Genomic DNA, 24286 nt, shown 5'->3' with positions numbered 1-24286 from the left:
GCGCCCCGGTGGTTGAGGTGCGAAGGACGAAGTCCTGAGCCCTCGCCCCCCGGTGCTCAGGCCAGGCGGGTGACTTCCACCTGGACCGACATCTGCGAGGTGCCGGCGCCGGAGTAGATGCCGCTGAGGGGCTTCACGTCCTGGTAGTCGCGGCCCGTGGCGACCACGACGTACCGGTCGCCGGGGGCGGTGTCGTTGGTGGGGTCGAAGGGGTGCCACCCGTCGTCCCACCACTCGACCCAGGCGTGCGACTCGCCCCGGACGGTCTCGCCGACGGTGGGCTCGGCGCGGGGGTGGAAGTAGCCGGAGACGTAGCGGGCGGGGACGCCGACGGAGCGGAGGCCGCCGATGACCAGGTGCACCATGTCCTGGCAGACGCCGGCGCGCTGCTGCCAGGCGAGCGCGGCCACCGACTGCACGTCGGTGGACCCCGGGAGGTACTCGACCTCATCGTGGACCAGGGCGCACACCGCACGGGCCGCGTCGCCGGGCAGCGCGGCGTCTCCGGCGAGCGTCCGCAGCCGTTGGGCGAAGTCGGCGGGCGGGGCCACCAGGTCGGGGAGGGTGAGGTACTCCGTCCAGCGGTCGGCGACGTCGTAGGCCCGGACGTCGTCCCAGCCGAGCCGCGGCTCGTGGGGCGCGGGCCGGTTGGTCTGCACCGTCGAGGTCGCGGTCACGGTCATCGACTCGTGGGGATCGAGGACCTCGAAGGCGGTGACCAGGGTGCCGAAGTAGTCGCGGTACTCGTAGGTCCACGGCTTCGGCGTCACCTCCAGGCGCGAGTGCACGACGATCTGCTCGGGCGTGGTCTGGGGCGTCAACCGGGCCTGGTTGTACGACGCCACCGCCTTGCCGTCGTACTCGTAGCCGGTGGTGTGGACGACCCGCAGCTGCATGCTCATCAGTTGGCCCCCTGCCAGGTCAGCGCCTCGGAGCCGGCGAAGTAGCGGCGGGTGACCGCCTCGGTCGCGAGGGCGCAGGTGCGCTGCAGCCGCTCCATCTCGTTGGGGAGGTCGGCCATCACGTCGGACAGCGAGCGGTACTCGAACTCCGCCCGGGTGCGGCCGAGCAGCCGCTGCGCCTCGTTCTGGAAGCCGGCCCGCTGGCCGGAGGACTCCAGGTTCTCGATGCACTGCTCGGCGCGGTTGAGCGAGAACACCACCGACCGTGGGAAGAGCCGGTCGAGCAGCAGGAACTCCGCGGCGCCGCGCTCGGTCTCCAGGCCCTTGTAGGTGCGCAGGAAGGCCTCGTAGCCGCCCGACGCCCGCAGCGTGCTGGTCCACGGCGCCGTGCTGCCGGACGACTGGGCGGCGGTGGCGACCAGCCGCGAGGTCATGTCGGCGCGCTCGACGCAGCGGCCGAGCATCAGGAAGTGCCAGCCCTCGTCGCGGGTCATCGTCGCGTCGGCGGTGCCGTTGATCAGCGCCGCCCGCTCGCGGACCCACTGGAAGATCATCGGCGCCCGCATCGAGTCGAAGTGCCCCGACGGCAGGGCGCGGTACGTCGTGTTGATCGCCTCCCACATCGGGACCGACAGCGTCTCGCGGGCCCGCCGGGCCGACTCGCGGGCGGCGGCCAGGGCGGCCGCGATCGAGGTGGGCGAGGACGGGTCGTAGCAGAGCCGGTCGAGCACCAGCGCGGTGTCGACCGCCCACTCCGGCTCGGCCTCGACGCCCATGATCGACAGCAGGCCGGCGCAGGTCGTGGTCTCGTCGATGGTGGCGTCCTCCAGGAGCAGCTGGGTCTGGACATCGAGGATCCGCGCGGTGTCCTCGGCGCGCTCGACGTACCGGCCGATCCAGAACATCGACTCCGCGATCCGGCTCAGCATGCGCGCGCCTCCCCACGGCCCTGCTGTTGCTGCTGCTCCTGCTGAGAGCTCGGCTCGCTCAGCGCCGGTCCGGCGGGACCGGGCGGCGGCGGGGCCGGCGGAGGGGGCTCCTCCACGGGCTCCTCGACCTCCACGATCTCGACCGGCTCGAACACCGGGTCGGCCTCGACGGCCTGGGCCTGGGCCGGCCCGGCCAGCACCCAGGTGTCCTTGGACCCGCCGCCGCGCGAGGAGTTCACGATCAGCTCGCCCTTGGCCAGCGCGACCCGGGTCAGCCCGCCGGGGAGCACCCAGACCCGGGTGCCGTCGTTGACCGCGAACGGGCGCAGGTCGACGTGGCGCGGGCCGAGCTCGCCGTCGACGAAGGTCGGGACGGTCGACAGTTGGACGACCGGCTGGGCGATCCAGGCCCGCGGGTCCTCGACGACCTTCTCGCGCAGCTCGTCGAGCTCGGTCCTCGACGCGCGCGGGCCGATCACGATGCCCTTGCCGCCGGAACCGTCGACCGGCTTCAGCACCAGCTCGTCGAGCCGGTCCAGAACCTCCTCGCGGTGGTCGGGCTCGCCGCAGCGCCAGGTGTCGACGTTGCGCAGCACCGGCTCCTCGGAGAGGTAGTAGCGGATGATGTCGGGCAGGTAGGTGTAGACGAGCTTGTCGTCCGCCACCCCGTTGCCGACCGCGTTGGCGATGGTGACGTTGCCGGCCCGGGCGGCGTCGATCACGCCCGGGCAGCCGAGCACCGAGTCGGCCCGGAAGTGCACCGGGTCCAGGAACTCGTCGTCCACGCGACGGTAGATCACGTGCACCGGGGCCAGCCCCTTCGTCGTCCGCATCATCACGCGGCCGCGGCGGCACTCCAGGTCACGGCCCTCGACCAGCTCGACGCCCATCGTGCGGGCCAGCAGCGCGTGCTCGAAGTAGGCGCCGTTGTAGACGCCGGGCGTGAGGACGACGACCGTCGGATCGGCGACACCGGCGGGCGCGGCCGCCCGCAGCGCGGCCAGCAGCCGCTGAGGGTAGGCCGCCACCGGGCGGATCCTGTGCTCGGCGATGGTCTCGGGCAGCGCCGCGGAGATCGCGCGGCGGTTGGTCATGACGTACGAGACCCCCGATGGGACCCGGACGTTGTCCTCCAGCACCCGGAACTCGCCGGCGTTGTCGCGGACCAGGTCGATGCCGGAGACGTGCACGCGGACGCCGTTCGGCGGCCGCACGCCCGCGGACTCGCGGTGGTAGTGCGACGACGTCGCGATCACCTCGCGCGGGATCACCCCGTCGGCGAAGACCTGGCCCGCGTCGTACACGTCGGCGAGGAAGAGCTCCAGCGCCCGGACCCGCTGCTGGACCCCGCGCTCGATGGTCGAGAACGTGTCCATCTCGATGACCCGCGGGAGGATGTCGAGCGGGAACGCCCGCTCCTCGCCGCCGATGTCGAAGGTGACGCCCTGGTCGAGGTAGCTGGCCTGCAGCGCCTCCACCCGACTGACCAGCTCGGGCGTGGTCATCGTCTGCAACGAGCTGCTCAACCGCTGGTACGGCGAGCGCAGGTCGTCGCCGTCGAACATCTCGTCGTACGCCGGACCAGTGGACGCGTAGCCCTCGAACATCGACGTCATGGGCGGACATTACCCACACGCATGTGTCGGGAATGTTGCGTCTAGGGGGTGGTCAGGACCTCTGCGCCGGTGGCTGTGACGAGCAGCGTGTGCTCGAACTGGGCGCTGCGGCGCAGGTCCTTGGTCACGACCGTCCAGTCGTCGTCCCACATCTCCCACTCGTGGGTGCCGAGGTTGAGCATCGGCTCGATGGTGAAGGTCATGCCGGGCTCGATCAGGGTGTCGTGCTCGGGGTCGTCGTAGTGCGGGACGATCAGCCCGGAGTGGAAGGACGTCCCGATCCCGTGCCCGGTGAACTCGCGGACCACGCCGTACCCGAAGCGGGCGGCGTAGGACTCGATGACCCGGCCGATGACGTTGAGCCGGCGGCCCGGCTTCACCGCCCTGATCGCGCGGTCGAGGGACTCGCGGGTGCGCTCGACCAGCAGCCGGGACTCCTCGTCGACGTCGCCGGCGAGGAAGGTCGCGTTGGTGTCGCCGTGCACGCCGTCGAGGTAGGCGGTGATGTCGATGTTGACGATGTCGCCGTCTTCGACGACCCGGCTGTCCGGGATGCCGTGGCAGATCACCTCGTTCACGCTGGAGCACAGCGACTTCGGGAAGCCGCGATAGCCGAGCGTCGACGGGTAGGCGCCGTGGTCGCAGAGGAACTCGTGGCCGATCCGATCGAGCTCGTCGGTGGTCACGCCCGGGACGACGTGCCGGCCGACCTCCTCGCGCGCCTGCGCGGCCAGCCGGCCGGCGACCCGCATCCGCGCGATGGTGTCGGCGTCCTTGACCTCCGGACCGTCGTACGGCGTCGGTGCGGGGCGGTCGACGTACTCGGGGCGGGCGATCGACGCCGGGACGGCGCGCCGGGGGGAGAGGGTCGCAGGAGCCACGGGAGTCACGGGCCACGAGTGTAGTTTCGCCCTCATGAGCGACAGCGACGGCGAGTTCTGGTTCTGCCTGAAGCACCACACGGTCGAGGGGCGCGACGGCTGCCGCAACGCCGACCGGCTGGGCCCCTACGCCACCTCCGCCGAGGCGTCGCGGGCGCTGGAGAAGGTCGAGGAGCGCAACGACGACTGGGACCACGACCCGAAGTGGAACGACGAGCAGCTCGAGGACTGAGTGGCCAAGCCCGGTCGCCGCGGACGTCGTCCCGGCGACGTCTCGCCGTGGCCGTTCGTCGGCATGGGCGGCCTGGTGTCCGTGCTCTTCCTGTACGGCGCCAGCGGGCTGTTCGCCCCCTGGTGGGCGGTCGTGATGCTGCTCCTCGTGTGGCTGCTGCTGTTCGTCCAGGCCTGCCGCTGGTGGACGCCGCGGCCGCAGGCGGTCGCCGTACTGCCGGTGGTCGCGACGGTCGTGTGGTTCGCCGTGATCCTGTCCGGCGGCCTCTGGCTCGGCTGGACCTGGAACGGCGGTGGTTGAGGTGCTCTGGAGCGACGCAGGAGCCTCGAAACCCGTCTTGTCGAGGGTCGGCCTTGATCGAGGCCGACTGTCGGCGCACCGGGTTTCGAGGCTCGCTGCGCTCGCACCTCAACCAGCGCGTGAGCGGGTCGACCTGCGGCGGTGGGTCGAGGCTCGCTGCGCTCGTACCTCGACCAGCGTGAGCGGGCCGAGCTGCGTCAGCCGGGGCGGACGGCGAGGATGACGTCGTTGCCGCCGCCGTTGTCGGTGGTGACGTAGAAGACGGCGCCGGGACCATCGACGACGGTGCGGATCCGGCCGTAGCGCTTCAGGGCGGCGGGCTCGCGGACCTTCTGCAGCCTCTTGCCCTTCACCGACAGGAAGAGGACCCGTTCGCCCTTCTGGGCGGCGACGGCGAAGGTGCCGTCGTACGCGCCCCACCGGCGACCCGAGATGAACCCGCCGCCGGAGGTGGCGATGGTGGGGTCGCCGGAGGTCCAGGTGGCGCGGTACTGCTTGCCCGGCAGACCCGGGTCGGTCATCGGGACGCTCTCGTTGTAGCCGGGGACCGGGTCGTAGCCGAAGTCGCCGCCGCGGACGAGACGGTTGACCTCGTCGTCGCGGCCGGTGCCCTGCTCGACCGACCACAGCCGGCCGGTGCCGGGCTGGACGTCGAGGCCCTGGACGTTGCGGTGGCCGAAGGTGAAGACGTAGCGCTTGTTGCGGTTGGCCGCCTTGATGAACCGGTTGGTCCGCCACGGCTTGCCCGAGGTCGCGTTGAGCCGCAGCGTCTTGCCCCCGAGCGAGGTCAGGTCGCGCGGGTTGGTGCCGACCGCCGCGTCGCCGGTGCCGACGACCAGCGAGCCGTCCCGCAGGGCCAGCAGACGGCAGCCGCCGTGCCGGCCGGACGTCGTCGGGAACCCGCCGAGCAGCTTCTTGCCGGCGACCACCCGGGTCAGGCTCTTGTTCAACCGCCACGCGTAGACGCCGACGTCGTGCCCGCCGCCGGCGGTGAAACCGCCCTGGCAGGTCAGGATCCGGCGGTTCTTGGCGAAGTTGCGGTCCAGCTCCAGGCCCATCAGGCCGGTCTCGCCGGAGGTCCACACGCGGTTGCTGGGGAACCCGCGGACCGTGCGTGTGCGCCCGCCGGTCCAGAGCGACACCGTCGCCCGGTCGCGCTGGGTGAAGAGCAGCCGCCCGCCGCCGACCGGCCGCACGTCCCACGGCTTGTCGAGGCCGCCGACGACGCGCCGCACCTTGAGGGCGGGTACGACGGCCCGCTCGGCCGAGGCGGCTGCGGCCCCCCGGTCCGCCGGCGGGGCGGCCCCGCTGGGGACCGGGGACAGGACGAGGCCGAGGCCGACGGCGGCGGTCGTTGCGAGGACGGCGATTCCGAGACGGGTGCGCATGGCCCGCCGGTAACCCGTTAGCGCCCGAAGAGTGCCTTGGCCTCGTCCCAGCGGTGCTGGGGGACGGTCTTGAGGCCGACCAGGGCCTCCTCGAACGGCACCCGGACGACCTCGGTGCCGTGGATCGCCACCATCTGGCCCCAGCCGCGGTCGGTGACCAGGTCGACCGCCGCCATCCCGAAGCGGGTGGCCAGCACCCGGTCGAAGCCGGTCGGGGCGCCGCCGCGCTGGACGTGGCCGAGGATGGCGTTGCGGGTCTCGATGCCGGTGATCCGCTCGATCTCGGCGGTGAGGTACTCGCCGATGCCGCCGAGCCGGGGACGGCCGTCGCCCTCGACCCCGCGCTCGGCCAGGCCGGCGTCGTACCCCTCGGGGACGAAGCCCTCGGCGACCACGACCAGCGGCGAGCGGCCGCGCTCGTGCACCTCGCTCACCCAGCCGCACAGCTCCTCCATCGGCACCCGCTGCTCGGGGATCAGGATGGCGTGGGCGCCCGCGGACATGCCGGAGTGCAGCGCGATCCAGCCGACGTGGCGGCCCATCACCTCGGCCACCATGCAGCGCCGGTGCGACTCGCCGGTGGTCCGCAGCCGGTCCATCGCGTCGGTGGCGATCTCGACCGCGGTGTCGAAGCCGAAGGTGTAGTCGGTGCCGTCGAGGTCGTTGTCGATCGTCTTGGGGACGCCGACCACGGGGATGCCGGCGTCGGACAGCCGCTTGGCGCCGGCCAGGCTGCCCTCGCCGCCGATGGCCACCAGCGCGTCGACGCCGTGCTCGGCCATCACCCGGCGGATCGACTCGGCGCCGCCGCCGGGGGACTCGATCGGGTTCGTGCGCGACGTGCCCAGGATGGTCCCGCCCTCGCGGGCCAGCCCGCGCACGCGTGAGCGCGGCAGGTCGATCACGTCGCCGTCGAGCACGCCGCGCCAGCCGTGCCGGAAGCCGACGAAGCCGTGGCCGTAGGTCTTGATCCCGTGGAGCACGGCTCCGCGGATGACGGCGTTCAGTCCGGGGCAGTCGCCACCACTGGTGAGCAGGCCGATCCTCATGGGGACAGCCTCCCATCCCCGGCTGCCGTTCTCCGCTCCGGGCGTCACAGCCACCCGTTCCCCTCGGCGGTGATCACCGCCTCCGCGCGGTTGGCCGCGCCGGTCTTGCCGATCGCCGCGGAGAGGTGGTTGCGGACCGTGCCCTCGGACAGGAAGAGCCGCTTCGCGACGGCGGCCACGCTGGCGCCGTCGCGCGCGGCCCGGAGCACGTCGGTCTCCCGCGGGGTCAGCGGCGACTCGCCCGCGACCAGGCTGTCGGTCGCGAGGGCCGGGTCGACGACGCGCAGGCCGGCGTGCACCCGTCGTACGGCGTCCGCGAGCTGGGCGGCCGGCGTGTCCTTGACGACGAAGCCCGCGGCGCCGGCGTGGAGCGCGCGGCGCAGGTAGCCCGGCCGGCCGAAGGTGGTGACGATGAGGACGCGGGTGTCGGGGGCGGCCCGTCGTACCTCCGCGGCGGCGGCGATGCCGTCCAGCCCCGGCATCTCGACGTCGAGCAGGGCGACGTCGGGCCGGTGCTCCAGGACGGCGGGCAGCACGAGGTCGCCGGCCCCCACCTCGGCCACCACCTCCAGGTCGGACTCGAGGCCGAGCAGCGCGGACAGCGCGCCGCGGACCAGGGCCTGGTCGTCGGCGAGCAGCAGTCGGATGGTCATGCGCGGACCACCCGGAGGCTGAAGCCGGGGTCGAGGGGGCGGGTGACGACCGTGGCACCCACGGCGGCCGCGCGCTCGCGCAGCCCGGTCAGGCCCGAGCCCGGTACGCCGGCCTCGCCCCGGCCCGGTCCGTCGTCGCGCACCTCGGCGCTGGTCGGGGTCAGCACGACCTCGCAGCAGCCCGCGCCCGAGTGCCGGATGACGTTGGTGACGCCCTCGCGGACGGTCCAGGCGAACAGCTCGCGCAGCTCGGTCGGCACCTCGTCGGCCGAGCCGGGCAGCCGGGCCTCGATCTCGGCGGCGGCCAGCGCGTTGCGGGCCCGGGTGAGCTCGCCGGGCAGGGTCAGGTCGCGGTAGCCCGCGACCGCGTGCCGTACGTCGGACAGCGCGTCCCGGCTGAGCCGCTCCAGGTCGGCCAGCTCGGTGCGCGCCCGCGCGGGGTCGATGTCGAGCAGCCGCTGCGCGAGCTCCGCCTTCACGGTGATGACGGTCAGCGAGTGGCCGAGGATGTCGTGCAGGTCGCGGGCGAAGCGGGTGCGCTCGTTCTCGACGGCGAGGTGGGCGTTCTCCTGCTCGATCCGGAGCAGCTCCAGGTTGCGGCGCATCACGGTCCGCATCCCGGAGATCGCCACCGACGATGCCATCACCGCGAAGGCGAGGCCGACCTGGCTGCCCCAGTCCTCGACGGCGCTCAGTGCGAGCGCACCGACGACCAGCGCGACGACCACGGCGAGCGCGGCTCGGCCGGGGAGCACCATCACGCACGAGACCGCGACGTACACGACGCCGGTCAGGCCCTGCTCCCCAAGCGTCGCGACCATCACGGCGGTGAGCACGACCAGCGGCGAGAGGTACGACGCCGCGAACCGCACCGACGGGGTGTCGATGAGCCGTCGCCGGTCGGCCCGGGCGCGGATCCACAGGGTCATGTACGACGCCGCGAAGGCGACCGTGGCGACCAGGCCGACGACGCCGCGCACCTCGTCGAGGTGCGCCCAGGCCTCCAGGAGCGGGTTGAGCAGGAAGAACAGCCAGATGGAGGCGAAGAACGGGCCCAGCCGGTCGAGGCGGGTCGGCCGGTCGTCGTCCATGGACCGAACGGTAGTCACACCCGGGCCGTGTCCCGGCTCATCCGCCACGCGGCACCGGCGACGAACACGGCGAGCCAGACGACCGCGTTGAGCACGGCCGGCCAGGACAGGTCGCCGGTCAGCGGCGCGCGGCTGATCTCGGCGACCCCGAACATCGGCGTCCACTCGGCCACCCGGTAGATCGTCGAGCCCTCGTCCATCGGGATGAACACGTTGCCGAGGAAGGACAGGATGGCCAGGCCGGGGCCGAGCACCTGCATGGCGTTCTCGCCGGGGACCAGGAACCCGACGAACACGCCGAGCGCGGCGAAGACCAGGGTGCAGAGCAGGGTCAGCAGCGCGCACTCGACCCAGACGTCGAGCGGCATGTCGGGCTTGCCCTGGAGGAGTCCGACGACGTTGACCACCCCGATGGCGACCGCCCCGAGGACCAGCGCGAGCAGGGCCTTGGTCGCGACGTAGACGCCCGGGTTCAGCGGGGTCAGCCGGAGCTGGCGCGACCAGCCCAGCGCCCGCTCGGTGGCCACCGCGGTGCCGGCGGAGGCGGCGGTGAGCGCGGCGCCGTACAGGCCCATGGAGACCATGACGTAGGCCGCGACGTTGCCGTGGCCGACCCGGTCGGCCCAGTCGGACTGGCCGCCGAAGGACAGGAAGAGGGCGGCGGGGAAGAGCATCGCGAAGACGACCGTACGGCGGTTGCGCAGCATCCGGCGCAGCTCGATCCGCAGGACGACGGGGCTGAGCCCGCCGAGGCGCGGCGTGCTGCGGGTGGTCGGGTCGAAGGTGGTCATCGGGCGTCTCCGGTCAGGCTGAGGAACGCGTCCTCGAGGTTGCGGGCCGTGACCTCCAGGTCACGGGCGGGGGTCTCGGTGAGCAGGTAGCGGGCGACCGCGTCGCTGTCCTTGGCGTGCACGAGCAGGGTGTCGCCGCGGACCTCCACCGCGTCGACGCCGCCGAGCGCCGCGAGGACCTCGGTGTACCTCTCGATGTCGGCGTCGGCGAGCGTGGCCCGGACGGTGCGGCCGGAGGCGAGCGCCTTGATCTCGGAGCCGGTGCCGTCGGCGACGACCCGGCCGCGGCTGACCAGCACGATGCGGTCGGCGTACTGGTCGGCCTCCTCGAGGTAGTGGGTCGCGAAGAGGACGGTGCGGCCCTGCCCGGCGTCGCGCCGGATGGCCGACCAGAAGGTACGGCGACCCTCGACGTCCATTCCGGTGGTCGGCTCGTCGAGGAGCAGTAGCGCGGGGTCGGGGAGCAGGGCCATCGCGAACCGGAGCCGCTGCTGCTCGCCGCCCGAGCACGTCGCGACGCGTCGGTCGGCGATGTCCTCGATCCCGGCCTCGGCGATGACGCGGTCGACGGGCCGGGCGTCGGCGAAGAGCGCTGCGGTGTAGGCGACGGTCTCGCGGACGGTGAGGTCCTTCAGCAGGCCGCCGCTCTGCATGACGGCCGAGACCAGGCCGCGGGCGACCGCCTGGCGGGGCTCCAGCCCGAGCACCCGGACGGTGCCGGTGGTCGGGCGGGACAGTCCGAGGACCAGGTCGATGGTGGTGGTCTTGCCGGCGCCGTTGGGGCCGAGGAAGGCGACGACCTCGCCCTGCCGGAGCTCCAGGTCGATGCCGCGGACGGCCTCGACGTCGCCGAAGGTCTTGGTGACGCCGCTCAGGGCGACGGCGGGGGTCGGGTTCATGCCTCCAGCGTGGCCGTCGCCGGACCCGGGGCCCTCGGCCGTGCATCACGTCCCGGGCATGACAAATGTCAGGCCCGGGACGCGTCGCCCCCTGCGTTCAGAAGGTGTGCTCGTCGGCCGGGAAGGTGCCGGCCTTCACGTCCGCCGCGTACGCCGACGCCGCGTCACGCAGCACGGTGCGGAGGTCGGCGTACTGCTTGACGAAGCGGGCCATCCGGCCGCCGCGCAGGCCGAAGGCGTCCTGCCAGACCAGCACCTGGCCGTCGCAGCGGTTGCCGGCGCCGATGCCGATCGTCGGGATGTCGAGGGCGGCGGTGACGTCGGCGGCGACGTCGCCCGGGACCATCTCCATCAGGACGGCGAAGGCACCGGCCTCCTGCATCGCGCGAGCCTCCTCGAGCAGCAGCTTCGCGGCGTCACCGCGGCCCTGGACCCGGTAGCCGCCAAGGGTGTGCTCGCTCTGGGGCGTGAAGCCGATGTGGGCGATCACCGGGATGCCGCCCTCGACCAGCTTGCGGACCTGAGGGACCATCGGCAGCCCGCCCTCGAGCTTCACCGAGTGGGCGTTCGCCTCCTTCATGAACCGCACCGCGGTGAGGTAGGCCTGCTCCGGGGACGCCTGGTAGGACCCGAACGGCAGGTCGGCGACGACCAGGGACCGCTTCGCCGAGCGGGTCACGGCCCGCACGAGCGGGATCAGCTCGTCGACCGTCACCGGCAACGACGTCTCGTTGCCGTAGACGTTGTTGGACGCGCTGTCGCCCACGAGCAGCAGCTCGATGCCGGCCTCGTCGAAGATCTCCGCCGCGTACTGCTCGTAGGCGGTCAGCATCGTGAACTTCTCGCCGCGCTCCTTCATCTCCCGGAGGTGATGGGTGCGGACCCGCTTGACCGGCTTGCTCGCCTGGCCCGGCCCGGTGCCGTACGGCGCCGTCTCTTCGCTCATCGTCGAGCTCCATTCCTCAGACATCTCGCAGCTCCCTGACGGAGTCCACGGACTGTCTCCAGGCTAGCTCCGGGTGGGCCCGTAGGCCCGTGTGACGGTGGCCACGCGCACGCGGTAGTCGGCGTACCAGACGTCGCGCCCGCGCTCCTGCGCGACGAGGTGCTCGGCGACCTGCTTCCACGCCGCAGCCGCGGCGTCGTCGACCCAGTACGACACCGTGATCCCGAGCCCGCCCGCGTCCCGGGCCGCCTCGATCCCGAGGTAGCCGGGCTGCTCCTGGGCCAGCAGGTCCATCCGCTCCGCCATCCGCGCATACCCCTGGTCACCCTCGGTGCGCAGGCTCGTGAAGACCACGGCGGTGTACGGCGGCTCCGGCGTGCTGGCGATGCTCATGCGCTCATTCTCAGTCCACGGCGTCGGCGGCCGCCTCCAGGTCGGCGACCACGATCTTGCGCATCTGCAGCATCGCGCCCTGGGCGGCGTTGGCCCGTGCCGGGTCGGGGTCGCCGAGCAGCTCGTAGAGCCGGTTCGGCACGATCTGCCAGGACAGCCCGAAGCGGTCCTTCAGCCACCCGCACATCGACTCCTCGCCGCCGTCGACGAGCGAGTCCCAGTAGTAGTCGACCTCCGTCTGGTCGCTGCACGCGATGCTGAACGAGATCGCCTCCGTGAACTCGGCGTACATCGGACCGCCGTTGATGCCCCGGAACGTCATGCCGTCGATCGTGAACTCGCCGGCCATCACCGTCCCCGGCTGGCCGGGCCCGGCGTCGCCGTACCGCGCCAGGTGGCCGATCGAGGACCGCGGGAAGATCTTCGTGTAGAACTCCGCCGCCTGCTCCAGCTGGTCGTCGAACCAGAGGCAGGGGCTGATCGATGTCGTGAGGGTCATGCGGGTCAGACTCCCGGCCGTCACGGAACTCATCGAACCCGCCCCAACCGTCGGCCCCCCGTGCGACGGTGATCGGAGACGGAGGAGGTCCGATGGACGAGTGCGAGCTGACCAGGAGGGCGAACGTCGGACGACGACGTCGCCTTCTCGGCGCACGCCTGGTCCTCGTGGCGCTGCTCGTCGCATGCTCGGGTACGCCGGACCCGGGGCCTGGACCGGTGCGACCCGAGCGGCGGGTCGTGGTCGCAGTCCAGGAGCCGCCCGATGAGGTACAGACGTGGCCGTGGCTCGACTCGCGGCTCCCGCGTCGGGTGCCGGCGTCGATCAGCGGGCTCACGCGACTCGCCGACGATCCGCCGGGTCGCGCGACGGTCGTCTACCACCCTGCCGAGCGCGTGCCGGAGCCTGTCGACGGGTGGGCCAGCGAGACGCTGCTCCTGCACGGGATCGATGGGCGGTGGAGAGTGCTGCCGATGGACGAGCTCGGCCTCGACGACGCCATATGGCCGGGGCACGACACGTACGGCGCCGGGAGCCTGTCGCCCGACGGGCGTTGGTGGGCCGGCCGGTCGCGTGCGGGGGTCGTCCTGCTCGACCTCGGGACGGGGCGGGGCGAGATCGTCGGCGCTCGCCGATGGGTCTCGGAGGTCCAGTGGCGGGACGACAGCAGGTCCCTGGTCGTGGCCCTCGGAGATCGGCCCCGGACCGAGCTGCTCGACCTGAGCGGACGTCGCTCGACACTCTCCTTCCGTTCCGGGGAGGCGTCCGCAGCCGATGACGGGCGGTGGTGGTCGGGGCGGGCCACCGACGACGGGCGATGGGAGTCGATCGAGTGGCTCGACGGGACGCAGGTGTCGCATGGTGCGGTGGAGCTGCCGGAGCTTCGGCGGTCGCAGAGCGAGCAGCAGCTGGTCGGAGTGGAGGTGGCGGGTGGGCGTGGCTTGCTGACCCTGCAGAGGTCGCCGTACCGGACCCTTGATCTGGTGGTCGTCGGGGTCTCGACCCCAGAGCTGCTCGCCCACCTGCACCTGAACGCTCGAAACCGCCGTGCCTTCCGTGACGGCGAGTGGCTCGACCCGGAGACCGTGCTGCTGCAGTGGGGTCCAGGACTGGTGGCCTGGCGCCCCCTGGAGGGGACTTTCGCGCGGGTCATGGACGTGGACCTGCCTCGGGACGGCTTCGCGAGCCTGGACGTGGCCACCGACCTCGCTCGCTGACCCTGCTGTGCACCGATCCGGCAGCCGTTCTGCGAAACTGCCCGTCGTGGACTTCTTCTCCGCCTACGCCCACGGGTACGCCCGGGTCGCGGCCTGCACGATCCCGATCGCGGTGGCCGACCCGGCGACGAACGTGCGCACCGTCGTCGAGCAGGCACGGGCCTGCCACGACGAGGGCGTGGCGGTGGCGGTGTTCCCGGAGCTGTGCCTGAGCGGGTACGCCGTCGACGACCTGTTCCTGCAGGACCCGCTGCTGGACGCCGTGCAGGTCGCGCTGGCCGAGCTGGTCGAGGAGTCGACCGACCTGACCTCGGTGCTGGTGGTCGGCGCGCCTCTGTTGCACGGCAACCGGGTGCTCAACGCTGCGGTCGTCGTCCACCGCGGTCGCGTGCTCGGCGTGGCCGTGAAGTCGTACCTGCCGACCTACCGGGAGTTCTACGAGCGGCGCTGGTTCGCCCCCGGCGACGACGTGTCGGGCACGGTGGTGCTCGCGGGGCAGGAGGTGCCGATCGGACCCGACCTGCTGTTCGCCGCGACCGACGTCACCGGGCTGGTGCTGCACGTCGAGGTCTGCGAGGACATGTGGGTGCCGGTGCCGCCGAGCGCGGAGGCGGCGCTCGCGGGCGCGACCGTGCTGGCCAACCTGTCCGGCAGCCCGATCACCGTCGGCCGGGCCGAGGACCGCCAGCTGCTGGTGCGGTCGGCGTCCTCGCGCTGCCTGGCGACCTACGTGTACGCCGCCGCGGGCCAGGGCGAGTCGACCACCGACCTGTCGTGGGACGGCCAGACGATGGTCTACGAGCACGGCGAGCTCCTGGGGGAGAGTGACCGGTTCCCGGAGGGCCCGCGTCGTACGGTCGTGGACGTCGACCTCGACCGCACCCGCCAGGAGCGGCTGCGCACGGGCACCTTCGACGACAACCGCCGCACGATCTCCCCGGACTTCCGCACGGTCGAGTTCGAGCTGTCGCCGCCGACCGGCGACATCGGCCTACGCCGCCAGGTCGACCGGTTCCCGTTCGTGCCCGACGACGCCGAGCGCCTCGCCCAGGACTGCTACGAGGCCTACAACATCCAGGTGTCCGGGCTGGAGCAGCGGCTCAACTCCATCGGCCAGCCCAAGATCGTCATCGGCATCAGCGGCGGCCTCGACTCGACGCACGCGCTGATCGTGGCGGCCAAGGCGATGGACCGCCTCGGACGCCCGCGCACCGACATCCACGGCTTCACGCTGCCGGGCTTCGCGACCGGCGAGACGACCAAGGGGTACGCCTGGGCGCTGGCCCGCTCGCTCGGCATCACCATGGAGGAGCTCGACATCCGCCCGGCGGCCGAGCAGATGCTCGCCGATCTCGGCCACCCCTACTCCGGCGGCGAGGAGGTCTACGACATCACCTTCGAGAACGTCCAGGCCGGCCTGCGCACCGACTACCTCTTCCGGCTCGCCAACCACCGCGGCGGCATCGTCCTCGGCACCGGCGACCTGTCCGAGCTGGCGCTGGGCTGGTGCACGTACGGCGTCGGCGACCAGATGTCGCACTACAACGTCAACGCCGGGGTCCCGAAGACCCTCATCCAGCACCTGATCCGCTGGGCCGTGAGCACGAACCAGTTCGGTCCGGAGACCGACGAGGTGCTGGAGAAGATCGTCGAGCAGGAGATCACGCCCGAGCTGATCCCCACCGCCGCCGGCGGGGTGCCGCAGTCGACAGAGTCCTCGGTCGGCCCGTACTCGCTGCAGGACTTCACCCTCTTCCACGTCGTCCGCTACGGCTACCGCCCCTCGAAGATCGCCTTCCTGGCCTGGCACGCCTGGCACGACGCCGCCACCGGTGGGTGGCCGCCGAACTTCCCGGACCACCGTCGGATCGACTACGACCTGGCCGAGATCCGGCGGTGGATGGACGTCTTCATCCGCCGGTTCTTCGCCTCGCAGTTCAAGCGCTCGGCGCTCCCCAACGGCCCGAAGGTCTCCGCGGGCGGGACCATGTCGCCGCGGGGCGACTGGCGGATGCCGTCGGACGCCTCACCCGCCGCCTGGCTGGCCGACCTGGATCGGGTGCCAGCCTCCTAGCGTGGCGCCTTCAGTCGGGCACCGCCTGCTCGCTCGCGCTGAAGTTCACGCTGATCCGCGGGCCGGAGGGCGTCGTCTGCTTCGGCACGCAGTGCCGCCAGTCGGTCTGGCAGCGGCCGCCCATGACCACGAGGTCCCCGGCGACCGGGCGGAGGTCGGTGCTAGGGCCGCCGCCGACCGGCCGGAGCAGGAAGCGCCGCTGCGCCCCGAGCGTGAGCACGGGTACGACGCACTCGCGCCGGCGGGTCGACGCCCCGTCGCCGTGCCACCCGGTGCTGTCGCGATGGTCACGGTAGAGGTTGATCCAGAGGCCGTCGTACGTCACGCCGTAGTGCGCCGAGAGTGCCTGCGCCGCGGTGTGGAGGAGCGGGTGCGGGGCATCGGCGAGGCGCGGGTACTGCGCGGTCAGGCGCGGCTCGACCACTCGGCGGGTGTACATCCACCGGTCGCGCTGCTCCCATCCGGCCGTGGTCATCAGGTCGTCGAACAGCGCGTCCGCGCCGCTCAGCCAGCCGGGCACGACCTCGACCCACGAGTGCTCGTCGAGGACGATCCGGCGCGCAGTCGTGAACGCCGCGTCGACGCTCGGCTCGTCGGAGGCGAAGAGGCTGGGCTGGTGCTCACTGGGCATGGCTACGTCCTCCGGTGGAAGGCGACCTTGCCGCCGGGCAGGTGCCGGATCTCGTACGTCGGGTCGTGGGCGTGCTGGTGATGTCGTGGGCAGAGCAGGCGTCCGGTCGTGACGTCGGTGCTGCCGCCCTGCGACCAGGGGTCGTCGTGGTGGGCGTGGCACAGCCAGGGTGGGACGTCGCACCCCTCGGTGGTGCAGCCCCGGTCGCGGACGGCCATCGCGGTGCGTTGGGCCCGGTTGTGGAACCGCCTCGTGCGGCCGAGGTCGAGGACCTGGCCGTCACCGTCGAGGACGGCGGGGATGATGCCGGCCTCGCAGGCCAATCGCCGGATGGCGTGGGCGGAGAGGCGGTGGCCAGTGTCGAGGGTCCCGACCGCGCTCTCTCGCCTCAGGTCCTCCAGCACGATCGTCACGACGACGGTGGCGTTGACGCCGCCGGCCTTGGGCAGCGTGTCGGCGGGGACCCGGTCGAGGAGCTCGACGAACGCCCGGCCCATCCGCTCCGGCCCCGGCCGGCGGACCTTGCCATGATCGTCGCCATGGTCGGCGCCGGTGTGGCGCTTGGGGGCGGCGATGGCGGTGAGCATCTTGCGGAGGGTGTCACCGGTAGCGGTGGGGACCTGGAACCGTCCGTAGGTGGTGCCGTGCCCGTCGTCGGACATCGTCACCCGCGCGGACGCGAGTGCGCGGTGCTCCTCGGCGGCGAGGAGCTTGGCTTCGTGGGCCTCGCCGATCTCGGGGGCGACGACGTCGAGGATCCGTTTGCCGATCCGCCGCAGGTCCTTCGCGTCATGGTGGCGCGCGTCGTCGAGGAGGATCCCGATGGCCTTCTCCCGAACGTGGTCGGTCACCTCGGCGGGCAGCGCGTCGACGGCGTCGGTGATCACCAGTGCCTGTTCGGGGTTCACGGCGCCCTCGGCGAGGGCGTGGCGGACCGGCTCGTACAGCTCGCGGTCGAGCGCGTCGGCGAGCCGCATCAGCCGATGGGTCGACGTCCGGGTCTGCCGGGTGGCGACCGCCAGCCAGTTCGCCGTCGAGGTCGCTCCGGACGGTCAGACGGTGTCGACGGCATCGGCGTGCGCAGCCAGCCGAGCCTGCAGCTCGGTGAGCTGGGACTGGAGCCGGTCGGCCTCGATGAGCGCGCGTCCGGTCTCGTCGGCGGAGAGGTTGACCAGCCAGGCGTCGCGGAGAGCGGCGACGTTGTCGCCGGTGCGTGCCAGCAGCCCGGGGACCGGGTGCGGGGGCGCGTGGCGGCTGGCTGACATACGTCCACCCAAGCGGTGACCACCGACAATTCGGGGCGCTCGGCCTGTGAGTGACGGGCCTCCCGGGTCACGGTCCGATCACAGATATCCGACCCCGTCCACAGGCAGGTGGAGACGCCCATGATCGTGGAGTCTGGCACGTACCGGGTGCGTGCCAGACTCCACGATCACCCAGGGCCCACCCCGCCACCCGGCCGTTGACCCGCAGCCCGTCGGACGATCCGAGGGGACGCTCGGCGCCGTACGTCGACTCGCCGGGTTTCGAGGCTCAGGCCTGGCGGCCTTCGCACCTCAACCTGCGTGGGGCGCGGGCAGCCCGTCGGGCGAGCGGAGGGCACGCTCGGTGCCGTACGTCTTCTCACGGGGTTTCGAGGCTCAGGCCTGGCGGCCTTCGCACCTCAACCAGCGCGGGGCGCGGGCCGCAGCCCGTCGGGCGAGCGGAGGGCACGCTCGGTGCCGTACGTCTTCTCACGGGGTTTCGAGGCTCAGGCCTGGCGGCCTTCGCACCTCAACCAGCGATGGGTTGGGATGTCGCGGGACGATGTGTGGCACCGTGGCGGGATGGAGGAGACACCGTCCTGCTGCGCGGCCCCGAGCCCCGCGGCGCAGCTCCCGGACCTCACCTACGCCACCACGACGCGAGGGCCGGCGGAGCGCCCGAGGACGACCGGCACGCCCAGCACCAAGGGGCAGGTGCTGGTGCCGGCGGGGGAGTTCTGGATGGGGGACACGCACGACGAGGCCTACCCCGGCGACGGCGAGGGGCCGGCGCGCGTGGTGCAGGTCGACGCGTTCCGGATCGACGTGACGGCGGTGACCAACCAGGCGTTCGCGGCGTTCGTGAAGGCCACCGGCCACGTAACGACGGCGGAGCGCGAGGGCTACTCGGCCGTCTTCCACCTCGCGTACGACGGCGACGGGTCGGACGTCGTCGGCCGGCCCGAGGCGACGCCGTGGTGGCTGGCGGTGACGGGGGCGAGCTGGCGGCACCCCGAGGGCCGGGCCTCCGACGTGACCAAGCGGCAGAACCACCCCGTCGTGCACGTCTCGTACGACGACGCGCTGGCCTACTGCGCGTGGGCGGGCAAGCGGCTGCCGACCGAGGCGGAGTGGGAGAAGGCGGCCCGCGGCGGGCTGGACCGGGCGCGGTTCGCCTGGGGCGACGAGCTGCGGCCGCGCGGGCGGTGGCCGGTCAACATCTTCACCGGCACCTTCCCGACCGTGAACACCGCGGAGAACGGCTACGCGACGACCGCGCCGGTCAAGGCGTTCGCGCCGAACGGCTACGGCCTGTTCCAGATGAGCGGGAACGCGTGGGAGTGGTGCGCGGACTGGTTCGCCGTCGACACCGCGACGGCGTTCGGTCCCGACAACCCGACCGGGCCCGATGCGGGGGAGACCCGGGTGATGCGCGGCGGGTCGTACCTGTGCCACGACTCCTACTGCCACCGCTACCGGGTGGCCGCGCGGTCGTCGTCGTACCCCGACTCGACGTCGGGCAACCTGGGCTTCCGCTGCGCCAACGACGCCTAGCCGGACACGCGATCAGCGCGCGGTGAAGGTCTCCGTGCCCGGGCACGTCGCGCCGGCGCAGTCGCGGTAGCCCCGGTTCAGCCGGCGCAGCTCGCGCACGGTGGAGCGGTACTTCCTCTTGCGGACCACGTTCTTCAGCTCGCCGGGGTCGGTGGCCCGGTTGAAGAGCACCTCCTTGCCGCTGGGCAGCAGCACGTAGGTCCACTGGCCGTAGCGGATGCCGGAGTAGATCCGGCCGCGACCGCCCTTCACCGGGTAGGCCTCGATCGGGATAGGGCGGACGTAGTCGGTGCGCGAGCGCCAGTAGGGCAGCACGTTCACCCCGTCGACCTTGCGGCCCGGCCTGGCGCCGGCGATGGCCGCGATGGTGACCGGGATGTCGGGGTTGGTGGTCGGCGTCGCGACCCGGCGGTTCTTCGGGATCCCCGGGCCGCGCACGACCATCGGCACCCGCAGCGACCGGTCGAACGGGACCAGCTTGCCGTCCTTGTTGTGGTGGCCGACCAGGAAGCCGTTGTCGGAGGTGAAGATCAGGTAGGTGTTCCTCAGCTGCCCCGTACGACGCAGCTTCCGCACCGCCGCGCCGACCGCGTCGTCGACGGACTGCAGCGACTCGATCCGCTGCTGGTTGGCCTCGCGCACCGCCCGCTTGAACGCCGGCGACGCCGGCGGCTTCGCCCACGGGCTGCCGCCCGCCTTCCACATCTCCGGGTCACGCGGAAGGTCGAGGTCGCGGAAGGTATTGCGGTCGCGCGCGGCCGGCATCGTCGTCTTCAGCAGGTCGGTCGAGGGGTCGTCCGACTCGTGCCGACCGCCGTGGTGCGGGGCGACGAAGTTGGTCCACATGAACCACGGCTTGCGCTTCTTCGCGCGCTCGCCGATCACCTTCGTGGTGAAGCCGTTGAGCACGTCGGAGTTGTGCGCGGACTTCGTGACGACATCGCCGTTGATGTTGTAGCGGGTGTTGTAGAAGCCGTAGGTGCTCATGTCGACCGACCCGCGCCACCCGGTCCACCCCGGCGGGATGTAGCGGGGGTCGTCCATGCCGTAGCCGTTGAGGTACTTGCCCGAGAAGAACGTGTCGTAGCCGGCGCGGCGCAGCCACACCGGCAGCGTGTTCGCGTCGCGGAACGCGTCGAAGCCGCCGCCGGTGCCCTCGATGGTCAGCGCGCCGTGGTTGTGGGCGTACTGCCCCGTGAGCAGGCTGGCCCGCGCCGGCACGCAGATCGGCGTCGGCGCGGTGCCCTGGGTGAGGGTGGTGCCCTTCCTGACCAGGTAGCGGTTCAGGTTGGGCAGGTAGGGCAGGTCGCCGATCGTCATGTCGTCGACGGTGAACATCAGGATGTTCGGTCGCGGACCCTTCCGCTCCGGCGCCGTCGTACGAACGGCGCCGTCCAGCGGTACGACGGCCTCCGCGGCCCGGCCGGCCGGGTCGGGGGCGCCCGCAGGCGCCGGGAAGGCCAGGCCGGTGACGGCGAGCGCGGCGAGCGCGGTGATCGCGGTGCCGGCGACGACGGGACGGGTGGAGCTCACGGGACGGCCTCGCACAGGTGGGGGACAGCGACCGCCACCGTATCCCCGGCCGGGCCGCTGCGGGCGGATTACGGGTGGTCGGCTTTACCTGCCGTTAGCGATCGCCTGGTTCGCGCTTAGCGCGCGCCGCGCGAACCTTCGGGGGTCAGATCGACACGAACCCCGGGAGTGAACATGAAGAAGGCCGTACTGGCCGTCGCGGCCGTCGCCGTCCTGGTGGCGGTCGGGCTGGGTGCCTGGCTGGCGCTCGGCGGCGACGACGAGACCTCCGTCCGCGACACCTGCGGCGGCAATGCCTACGAGCTGGCCGTCGAGGACGAGGACGGGCAGGTCGAGGTGACCTTCGAGCTGCAGGCCGCCAACGCCGGCGAGACCTGGCAGGTCCTGGTCGAGCAGGGCGACCGCACCCTCCTCGACGGCTCCCGGACCACTGACGAGGACGCCGAGCTCGACGTCGACGTCCCCGCGAACGGCGACGACGGCGACGAGTTCACCGTGACCGCCACGCCCGAGGGCGGCGAGCCCTGCGTCGCCCGCCTCACCCGCTGATCCCCACCCACGAGACACCGAGCGAGAAGAGATCCCCATGCTGAAGAAGACCATCGCCGCCCTCACCCTCGCGGCCGTCCCCGCCACCGCCCTGGTCGCGACCACCATGCCGGCCAGCGCCGACGTCGAGCGGCACGGCCGCTGCGGCACCGGCAGCTACGAGCTCTCCGTCGACCGCGAGGGCCGCGGCTTCGAGGTCAACGTCGACCTCGACCGCGTGACCCCCGGCTCCCAGTGGGTCGTGGCCGTCCGCCACGACGGCAAGCGGATCGCCAAGGTCACTCGCACCGCCGACTACGAGGGCGACCTCGACCTCGAGCGGTTCGCCCGCAACACGAAGGGCAAGGACACCTTCCGGTTCTCCGCGAAGCGGGTCGGCAGCACCCAGAAGTGCAGCGCCAAGATCGTCGTGCGCTGATCCACGAGGGCTAGTGATCTAGGCGGGCGGGCCGAGCTCCACGACGACCCGTCCGCCGCCCGACGGGGACGACCCGACCGACAGACCGCCACCGGACTCGGTGGCGGTCTTGTCGACGATGGAGAGCCCCAGCCCGGTCGAGCCGGCGCCCGACGTACCGCGTCCGACGACGTCGAGTCCGTCGGGGAAGCCGGCTCCGTCGTCCTCGACGGACAGGACCGCCCCGCCGGCGTCGCGGAGCCGGCCGCTCACCCGGACCGCCGCCCCCTCCGGGGTGTGGGTGAAGACGTTGTCGAGCAGCACGTCGACCAGGGCGCGCAGGTCCTCCTCGGCGGCCTGTACGAGCGCGACCCCGGGGTCGACGGCGAGGGTGAAGGCGCGGCCCTGGTCCTCGGCCAGCGGCTCCCAGAACCGGGCTCGCTCGGCCACCACCGCGAGGGCGTCGCAGGAGGCGACCAGGCCCTCGCGCTCGGAGCGCCGGGCCTCGCGGACGACGTGCTCGACCATCGCCTCCAGCTCGTCGAGGTCGCCGGCGAGCCGATCGCGCTCGGCGGGGTCGGCGACGCCCTCGATGCGCAGCCGCAGCGCGGTGATCGGGGTGCGCAGCCGGTGCGAGACGTCGGCGACCCCGGCCCGCTCCCGCTCGAGCAGCACCTCGATCCGCCCGACCAGCCGGTTCAGCGCCGTAGCGAGCTCCCGGACCTCCGGCGGCCCCGCTGGTACGACGGGCTCCGGTCGCCGCCGGTCGCCGAGCTGCTGGGCGTACGCCGCCAGCGCGCGGACCGGCTGCACGAACGAGCGGCCCAGCCGGTCGGCCAGCACCAGCGCGCCCACCAGCAGCACCAGACCCAGGAGCAGCAGCACCACGAGGCTGCGCACGATCCCCGACTCCAGCCCGGGTCGCTCGACCACGACCCGGATCACCGGGGTGTCCCCGGGAGCGGCGGAGCTGCCGCCGAGCGAGACCGGCACCAGGAACTCGACCCCGTCGTCGACGTCGGCGATCCGGGCCTGGCCGGTGTTGCGGGCCCGCACCGTGTCGTAGTCCTCGCCCGGGTCCGGACCGACGCTGATCTCGTCGGGGTAGAGCACGGTCGTGCGGACGCCGTCGCCGCGGTTGATGCTCTCGACGTACTGCTGGAGGTCGCCGCGGTCGGTCCCGTAGCGCGACACGGCGGCCTCGGTGGCCTGCACCTCCAGCGCGGCCCGCGAGAGCCGGTCCTCCAGGGCGTAGTCGCGCAGCAGCACCGCCATCGGCACCAGCATCGCGAGCAGCACCATCGCGACCGCCGCCGCGACGGTGGTGATCAGGCTGCGGCGCACGGCTAGGCCTCGGGCGCCGCGAGGCGTACGCCGACGCCGCGCACCGTGTGCAGGTAGCGCGGGTCGGCGGCGGTCTCGCCGAGCTTGCGGCGCAGCCAGGACAGGTGGACGTCGACGGTCTTGTCGGACCCGCCCCAGGCCTGGTGCCATACGTCGGTCAGCAGCTGCCGCTTGGTGACCACCTCGCCCGCGTGCTCGGCGAGGTGGCGCAGCAGGTCGAACTCGCGCGGCGACAGGTCGAGCGCGACCCCATCCAGCGACGCCCGCCGCCCGGGTACGTCGATCTCCAGCCCGCCGACCGTCAGCGGTCCGCGAGCCTCGGCGGTCCCGCCCGCACGGCGCATCACCGCGCGGATCCGCGCCTCCAGCTGAGTGGTCGTGTAGGGCTTGACGACGTAGTCGTCGGCGCCCGCGTCGAGGCAGCCGACCAGCGACGGGTCGTCGTCGCGGGCGCTGGCCACGATCACCGGGACGTCGCTGACGGCGCGGAGCATGGTCAGCACCTGGGTGCCGTCGATGTCGGGCAGGCCGAGGTCGAGGATCACCAGGTCGGGACGGTTCTCGACGGCCATCGACAGGCCCTGCATGCCGGTGGAGGCCGAGGCGACGGCGTACCCCCGCTCGCCGAGCGCCTTCATCAGCAGGGGCCGGATCCGGGCGTCGTCCTCGATGATCAGCACCTGCGCCACACCGAGACCGTAGCGGAGCCCACCCACCGTCTAGCGTGGGCGCGTGACCTCACGAGCGCTGCGCTACGCCCTGGCCTGGGTGGTCGCCGCGGCGCTCGCGGTGACGGTCGGCGTGCTCGCGGTGACCAGCGCGGGCGCCGGGGTGCGTGACCGTGGCCAGGTGGGCACGGCGCTGCCGCCCGCCGACCTCGCCGCCACCCCCAGCGCCGACCCGGACGCCCAGCGGGTGCGCACCGAGCTGGACGACGAGTTCGGCGCGCTCGTCGTGGAGTGCCGCGGCACCGTCGCGCACGGCATCGAGGCGCGCCCCGACGCCGCCGCCGGCTGGCAGGTGGTCAGCTTCGAGACCGAGCCCGACGACGACATCGACGCGGTGTTCTCGCAGGGCCCGCGCTCGATCGAGATCGAGGTGTTCTGCAACCGGGGCCGGCCGACGGTCTCGGACCGCGAGGAGCACGTGCTCGAAGGCGACTGAGCGACCACTA

General features: G+C 72.6%; 26 protein-coding genes and 1 pseudogene. 8 read left to right on the top strand and 19 right to left on the bottom strand.

Annotated elements, in window-relative coordinates; genetic code table 11:
* Window positions 1–56: 56 nt before the first annotated feature.
* From BLT76_RS17405 to map, 4 genes are read right to left on the bottom strand one after another with little or no spacing between them, the layout of a single operon-like run.
* On the bottom strand, window positions 57–902 hold the full coding sequence (locus tag BLT76_RS17405) for a transglutaminase family protein (RefSeq protein ID WP_211753032.1): 846 nt from the start codon (window positions 900–902) through the stop codon (window positions 57–59).
* Window positions 902–1831 (bottom strand): alpha-E domain-containing protein, encoded by a 930-nt coding sequence (locus tag BLT76_RS17400; RefSeq protein ID WP_090859044.1) that lies wholly within the window; start codon window positions 1829–1831, stop codon window positions 902–904. The genes BLT76_RS17405 and BLT76_RS17400 overlap by 1 nt, the downstream gene beginning before the upstream one ends.
* Complete coding sequence (locus tag BLT76_RS17395) at window positions 1825–3447, bottom strand: circularly permuted type 2 ATP-grasp protein (protein WP_090859041.1); 1623 nt, start codon at window positions 3445–3447, stop codon at window positions 1825–1827. Before BLT76_RS17395 ends, BLT76_RS17400 begins: the two co-directional genes overlap by 7 nt.
* Before the next feature lie 41 nt (window positions 3448–3488).
* Window positions 3489–4337, bottom strand: coding sequence for a type I methionyl aminopeptidase (gene map, locus BLT76_RS17390; RefSeq protein ID WP_244509452.1), 849 nt, complete (start codon window positions 4335–4337; stop codon window positions 3489–3491).
* A 25-nt stretch (window positions 4338–4362) separates the two neighbouring features.
* Between map and BLT76_RS17385 the strand changes: the two genes are divergently transcribed.
* Together BLT76_RS17385 and BLT76_RS17380 are read left to right on the top strand one after the other, a co-directional pair.
* Window positions 4363–4560, top strand: a complete 198-nt coding sequence (locus tag BLT76_RS17385; protein WP_090859035.1) for a hypothetical protein — start codon at window positions 4363–4365, stop codon at window positions 4558–4560.
* The gene (locus BLT76_RS17380) at window positions 4561–4860 is read left to right on the top strand and encodes a hypothetical protein (protein WP_211753030.1); all 300 of its coding nucleotides are present in this window, start codon (window positions 4561–4563) and stop codon (window positions 4858–4860) included. It abuts the gene before it with no gap.
* 197 nt (window positions 4861–5057) lie between these two features.
* Here BLT76_RS17380 and BLT76_RS17375 read toward each other — a convergent pair whose 3' ends face one another.
* The 9 genes from BLT76_RS17375 to BLT76_RS17335 all read right to left on the bottom strand — a co-directional run bounded on the left by BLT76_RS17375 (window position 5058) and on the right by BLT76_RS17335 (window position 12569).
* Window positions 5058–6248 carry a PQQ-dependent sugar dehydrogenase gene (locus BLT76_RS17375; RefSeq protein WP_090859031.1) on the bottom strand — a complete coding sequence of 397 codons (1191 nt, stop codon included), beginning with the start codon at window positions 6246–6248 and terminating at the stop codon, window positions 5058–5060.
* Between the two features lie 17 nt (window positions 6249–6265).
* A complete protein-coding gene (locus BLT76_RS17370; RefSeq protein ID WP_090859028.1) occupies window positions 6266–7297 on the bottom strand; it encodes an ATP-dependent 6-phosphofructokinase in 1032 nt (343 codons plus the stop codon).
* 44 nt (window positions 7298–7341) lie between these two features.
* Window positions 7342–7950 carry a response regulator transcription factor gene (locus tag BLT76_RS17365; RefSeq protein ID WP_090859026.1) on the bottom strand — a complete coding sequence of 203 codons (609 nt, stop codon included), beginning with the start codon at window positions 7948–7950 and terminating at the stop codon, window positions 7342–7344.
* On the bottom strand, window positions 7947–9041 hold the full coding sequence (locus tag BLT76_RS17360; protein ID WP_090859023.1) for a sensor histidine kinase: 1095 nt from the start codon (window positions 9039–9041) through the stop codon (window positions 7947–7949). Before BLT76_RS17360 ends, BLT76_RS17365 begins: the two co-directional genes overlap by 4 nt.
* A 14-nt stretch (window positions 9042–9055) precedes the next feature.
* Complete coding sequence (locus BLT76_RS17355) at window positions 9056–9832, bottom strand: ABC transporter permease (RefSeq protein WP_090859019.1); 777 nt, start codon at window positions 9830–9832, stop codon at window positions 9056–9058.
* Window positions 9829–10731, bottom strand: a complete 903-nt coding sequence (locus tag BLT76_RS17350) for an ABC transporter ATP-binding protein (protein ID WP_090859016.1) — start codon at window positions 10729–10731, stop codon at window positions 9829–9831. Before BLT76_RS17350 ends, BLT76_RS17355 begins: the two co-directional genes overlap by 4 nt.
* Before the next feature lie 97 nt (window positions 10732–10828).
* Complete coding sequence (panB, locus tag BLT76_RS17345) at window positions 10829–11677, bottom strand: 3-methyl-2-oxobutanoate hydroxymethyltransferase (protein WP_244509451.1); 849 nt, start codon at window positions 11675–11677, stop codon at window positions 10829–10831.
* A 63-nt stretch (window positions 11678–11740) separates the two neighbouring features.
* The gene (locus BLT76_RS17340; protein WP_090859009.1) at window positions 11741–12070 is read right to left on the bottom strand and encodes an antibiotic biosynthesis monooxygenase family protein; all 330 of its coding nucleotides are present in this window, start codon (window positions 12068–12070) and stop codon (window positions 11741–11743) included.
* Between the two features lie 10 nt (window positions 12071–12080).
* On the bottom strand, window positions 12081–12569 hold the full coding sequence (locus BLT76_RS17335) for a VOC family protein (protein WP_090859006.1): 489 nt from the start codon (window positions 12567–12569) through the stop codon (window positions 12081–12083).
* Window positions 12570–12964: 395 nt separating this feature from the next.
* Between BLT76_RS17335 and BLT76_RS17330 the strand changes: the two genes are divergently transcribed.
* Entirely contained in the window at window positions 12965–13786 is an 822-nt protein-coding gene (locus BLT76_RS17330; protein WP_139175645.1) for a hypothetical protein, read from the top strand.
* Between the two features lie 46 nt (window positions 13787–13832).
* Window positions 13833–15860, top strand: a complete 2028-nt coding sequence (locus BLT76_RS17325; RefSeq protein ID WP_090859000.1) for an NAD(+) synthase — start codon at window positions 13833–13835, stop codon at window positions 15858–15860.
* Between the two features lie 10 nt (window positions 15861–15870).
* On the opposite strand, the gene BLT76_RS17320 is transcribed toward BLT76_RS17325, so the two are convergent.
* The 3 genes and pseudogenes from BLT76_RS17320 to BLT76_RS17310 all read right to left on the bottom strand — a co-directional run bounded on the left by BLT76_RS17320 (window position 15871) and on the right by BLT76_RS17310 (window position 17756).
* Complete coding sequence (locus BLT76_RS17320; RefSeq protein WP_090858996.1) at window positions 15871–16491, bottom strand: alpha-ketoglutarate-dependent dioxygenase AlkB; 621 nt, start codon at window positions 16489–16491, stop codon at window positions 15871–15873.
* Between the two features lie 2 nt (window positions 16492–16493).
* Window positions 16494–17525 (bottom strand): annotated as a pseudogene (locus BLT76_RS17315) (HNH endonuclease signature motif containing protein); the annotation flags it as partial.
* An 18-nt stretch (window positions 17526–17543) separates the two neighbouring features.
* Window positions 17544–17756: a hypothetical protein gene (locus BLT76_RS17310; protein ID WP_090858990.1), complete on the bottom strand. Its 213-nt coding sequence runs from the start codon at window positions 17754–17756 to the stop codon at window positions 17544–17546.
* Window positions 17757–18317: 561 nt separating this feature from the next.
* Between BLT76_RS17310 and BLT76_RS17305 the strand changes: the two genes are divergently transcribed.
* Entirely contained in the window at window positions 18318–19289 is a 972-nt protein-coding gene (locus BLT76_RS17305; protein WP_090858988.1) for a formylglycine-generating enzyme family protein, read from the top strand.
* 12 nt (window positions 19290–19301) lie between these two features.
* On the opposite strand, the gene BLT76_RS17300 is transcribed toward BLT76_RS17305, so the two are convergent.
* Entirely contained in the window at window positions 19302–20822 is a 1521-nt protein-coding gene (locus tag BLT76_RS17300) for a sulfatase family protein (protein ID WP_090858985.1), read from the bottom strand.
* A 174-nt stretch (window positions 20823–20996) separates the two neighbouring features.
* On the opposite strand from BLT76_RS17300, the gene BLT76_RS17295 reads away from it, so the two are divergent.
* Together BLT76_RS17295 and BLT76_RS17290 are read left to right on the top strand one after the other, a co-directional pair.
* Window positions 20997–21371 (top strand): hypothetical protein, encoded by a 375-nt coding sequence (locus tag BLT76_RS17295; RefSeq protein WP_139175642.1) that lies wholly within the window; start codon window positions 20997–20999, stop codon window positions 21369–21371.
* A gap of 37 nt (window positions 21372–21408) precedes the next feature.
* Complete coding sequence (locus BLT76_RS17290; RefSeq protein ID WP_090858979.1) at window positions 21409–21789, top strand: hypothetical protein; 381 nt, start codon at window positions 21409–21411, stop codon at window positions 21787–21789.
* Window positions 21790–21807: 18 nt separating this feature from the next.
* Here the strand turns inward: BLT76_RS17290 and BLT76_RS17285 are convergent, their stop codons facing one another.
* The gene (locus tag BLT76_RS17285; RefSeq protein WP_090858977.1) at window positions 21808–23112 is read right to left on the bottom strand and encodes a HAMP domain-containing sensor histidine kinase; all 1305 of its coding nucleotides are present in this window, start codon (window positions 23110–23112) and stop codon (window positions 21808–21810) included.
* 2 nt (window positions 23113–23114) lie between these two features.
* Window positions 23115–23801: a response regulator transcription factor gene (locus BLT76_RS17280; protein WP_090858974.1), complete on the bottom strand. Its 687-nt coding sequence runs from the start codon at window positions 23799–23801 to the stop codon at window positions 23115–23117.
* A 43-nt stretch (window positions 23802–23844) separates the two neighbouring features.
* Between BLT76_RS17280 and BLT76_RS17275 the strand changes: the two genes are divergently transcribed.
* A complete protein-coding gene (locus tag BLT76_RS17275; RefSeq protein ID WP_090858971.1) occupies window positions 23845–24276 on the top strand; it encodes a hypothetical protein in 432 nt (143 codons plus the stop codon).
* Window positions 24277–24286: the final 10 nt, after the last annotated feature.

It is taken from the genome of Nocardioides lianchengensis (genome assembly GCF_900101465.1).
Lineage (GTDB): Bacteria > Actinomycetota > Actinomycetes > Propionibacteriales > Nocardioidaceae > Nocardioides > Nocardioides lianchengensis.
This window is presented reverse-complemented; position numbering and strand designations above follow the sequence as displayed.

Coding starts and splice junctions, on each gene's coding strand:
- BLT76_RS17405 (WP_211753032.1), bottom strand. CDS start 902: ATGAGCATGCAGCTGCGGGTCGTCCACACCACCGGCTACGAGTACGAC.
- BLT76_RS17400 (WP_090859044.1), bottom strand. CDS start 1,831: ATGCTGAGCCGGATCGCGGAGTCGATGTTCTGGATCGGCCGGTACGTC.
- BLT76_RS17395 (WP_090859041.1), bottom strand. CDS start 3,447: ATGACGTCGATGTTCGAGGGCTACGCGTCCACTGGTCCGGCGTACGAC.
- BLT76_RS17385 (WP_090859035.1), top strand. CDS start 4,363: ATGAGCGACAGCGACGGCGAGTTCTGGTTCTGCCTGAAGCACCACACG.
- BLT76_RS17375 (WP_090859031.1), bottom strand. CDS start 6,248: ATGCGCACCCGTCTCGGAATCGCCGTCCTCGCAACGACCGCCGCCGTC.
- BLT76_RS17370 (WP_090859028.1), bottom strand. CDS start 7,297: ATGAGGATCGGCCTGCTCACCAGTGGTGGCGACTGCCCCGGACTGAAC.
- BLT76_RS17365 (WP_090859026.1), bottom strand. CDS start 7,950: ATGACCATCCGACTGCTGCTCGCCGACGACCAGGCCCTGGTCCGCGGC.
- BLT76_RS17360 (WP_090859023.1), bottom strand. CDS start 9,041: ATGGACGACGACCGGCCGACCCGCCTCGACCGGCTGGGCCCGTTCTTC.
- BLT76_RS17355 (WP_090859019.1), bottom strand. CDS start 9,832: ATGACCACCTTCGACCCGACCACCCGCAGCACGCCGCGCCTCGGCGGG.
- BLT76_RS17350 (WP_090859016.1), bottom strand. CDS start 10,731: ATGAACCCGACCCCCGCCGTCGCCCTGAGCGGCGTCACCAAGACCTTC.
- panB (WP_244509451.1), bottom strand. CDS start 11,677: ATGAGCGAAGAGACGGCGCCGTACGGCACCGGGCCGGGCCAGGCGAGC.
- BLT76_RS17340 (WP_090859009.1), bottom strand. CDS start 12,070: ATGAGCATCGCCAGCACGCCGGAGCCGCCGTACACCGCCGTGGTCTTC.
- BLT76_RS17335 (WP_090859006.1), bottom strand. CDS start 12,569: ATGACCCTCACGACATCGATCAGCCCCTGCCTCTGGTTCGACGACCAG.
- BLT76_RS17320 (WP_090858996.1), bottom strand. CDS start 16,491: ATGCCCAGTGAGCACCAGCCCAGCCTCTTCGCCTCCGACGAGCCGAGC.
- BLT76_RS17310 (WP_090858990.1), bottom strand. CDS start 17,756: ATGTCAGCCAGCCGCCACGCGCCCCCGCACCCGGTCCCCGGGCTGCTG.
- BLT76_RS17305 (WP_090858988.1), top strand. CDS start 18,318: ATGGAGGAGACACCGTCCTGCTGCGCGGCCCCGAGCCCCGCGGCGCAG.
- BLT76_RS17295 (WP_139175642.1), top strand. CDS start 20,997: ATGAAGAAGGCCGTACTGGCCGTCGCGGCCGTCGCCGTCCTGGTGGCG.
- BLT76_RS17290 (WP_090858979.1), top strand. CDS start 21,409: ATGCTGAAGAAGACCATCGCCGCCCTCACCCTCGCGGCCGTCCCCGCC.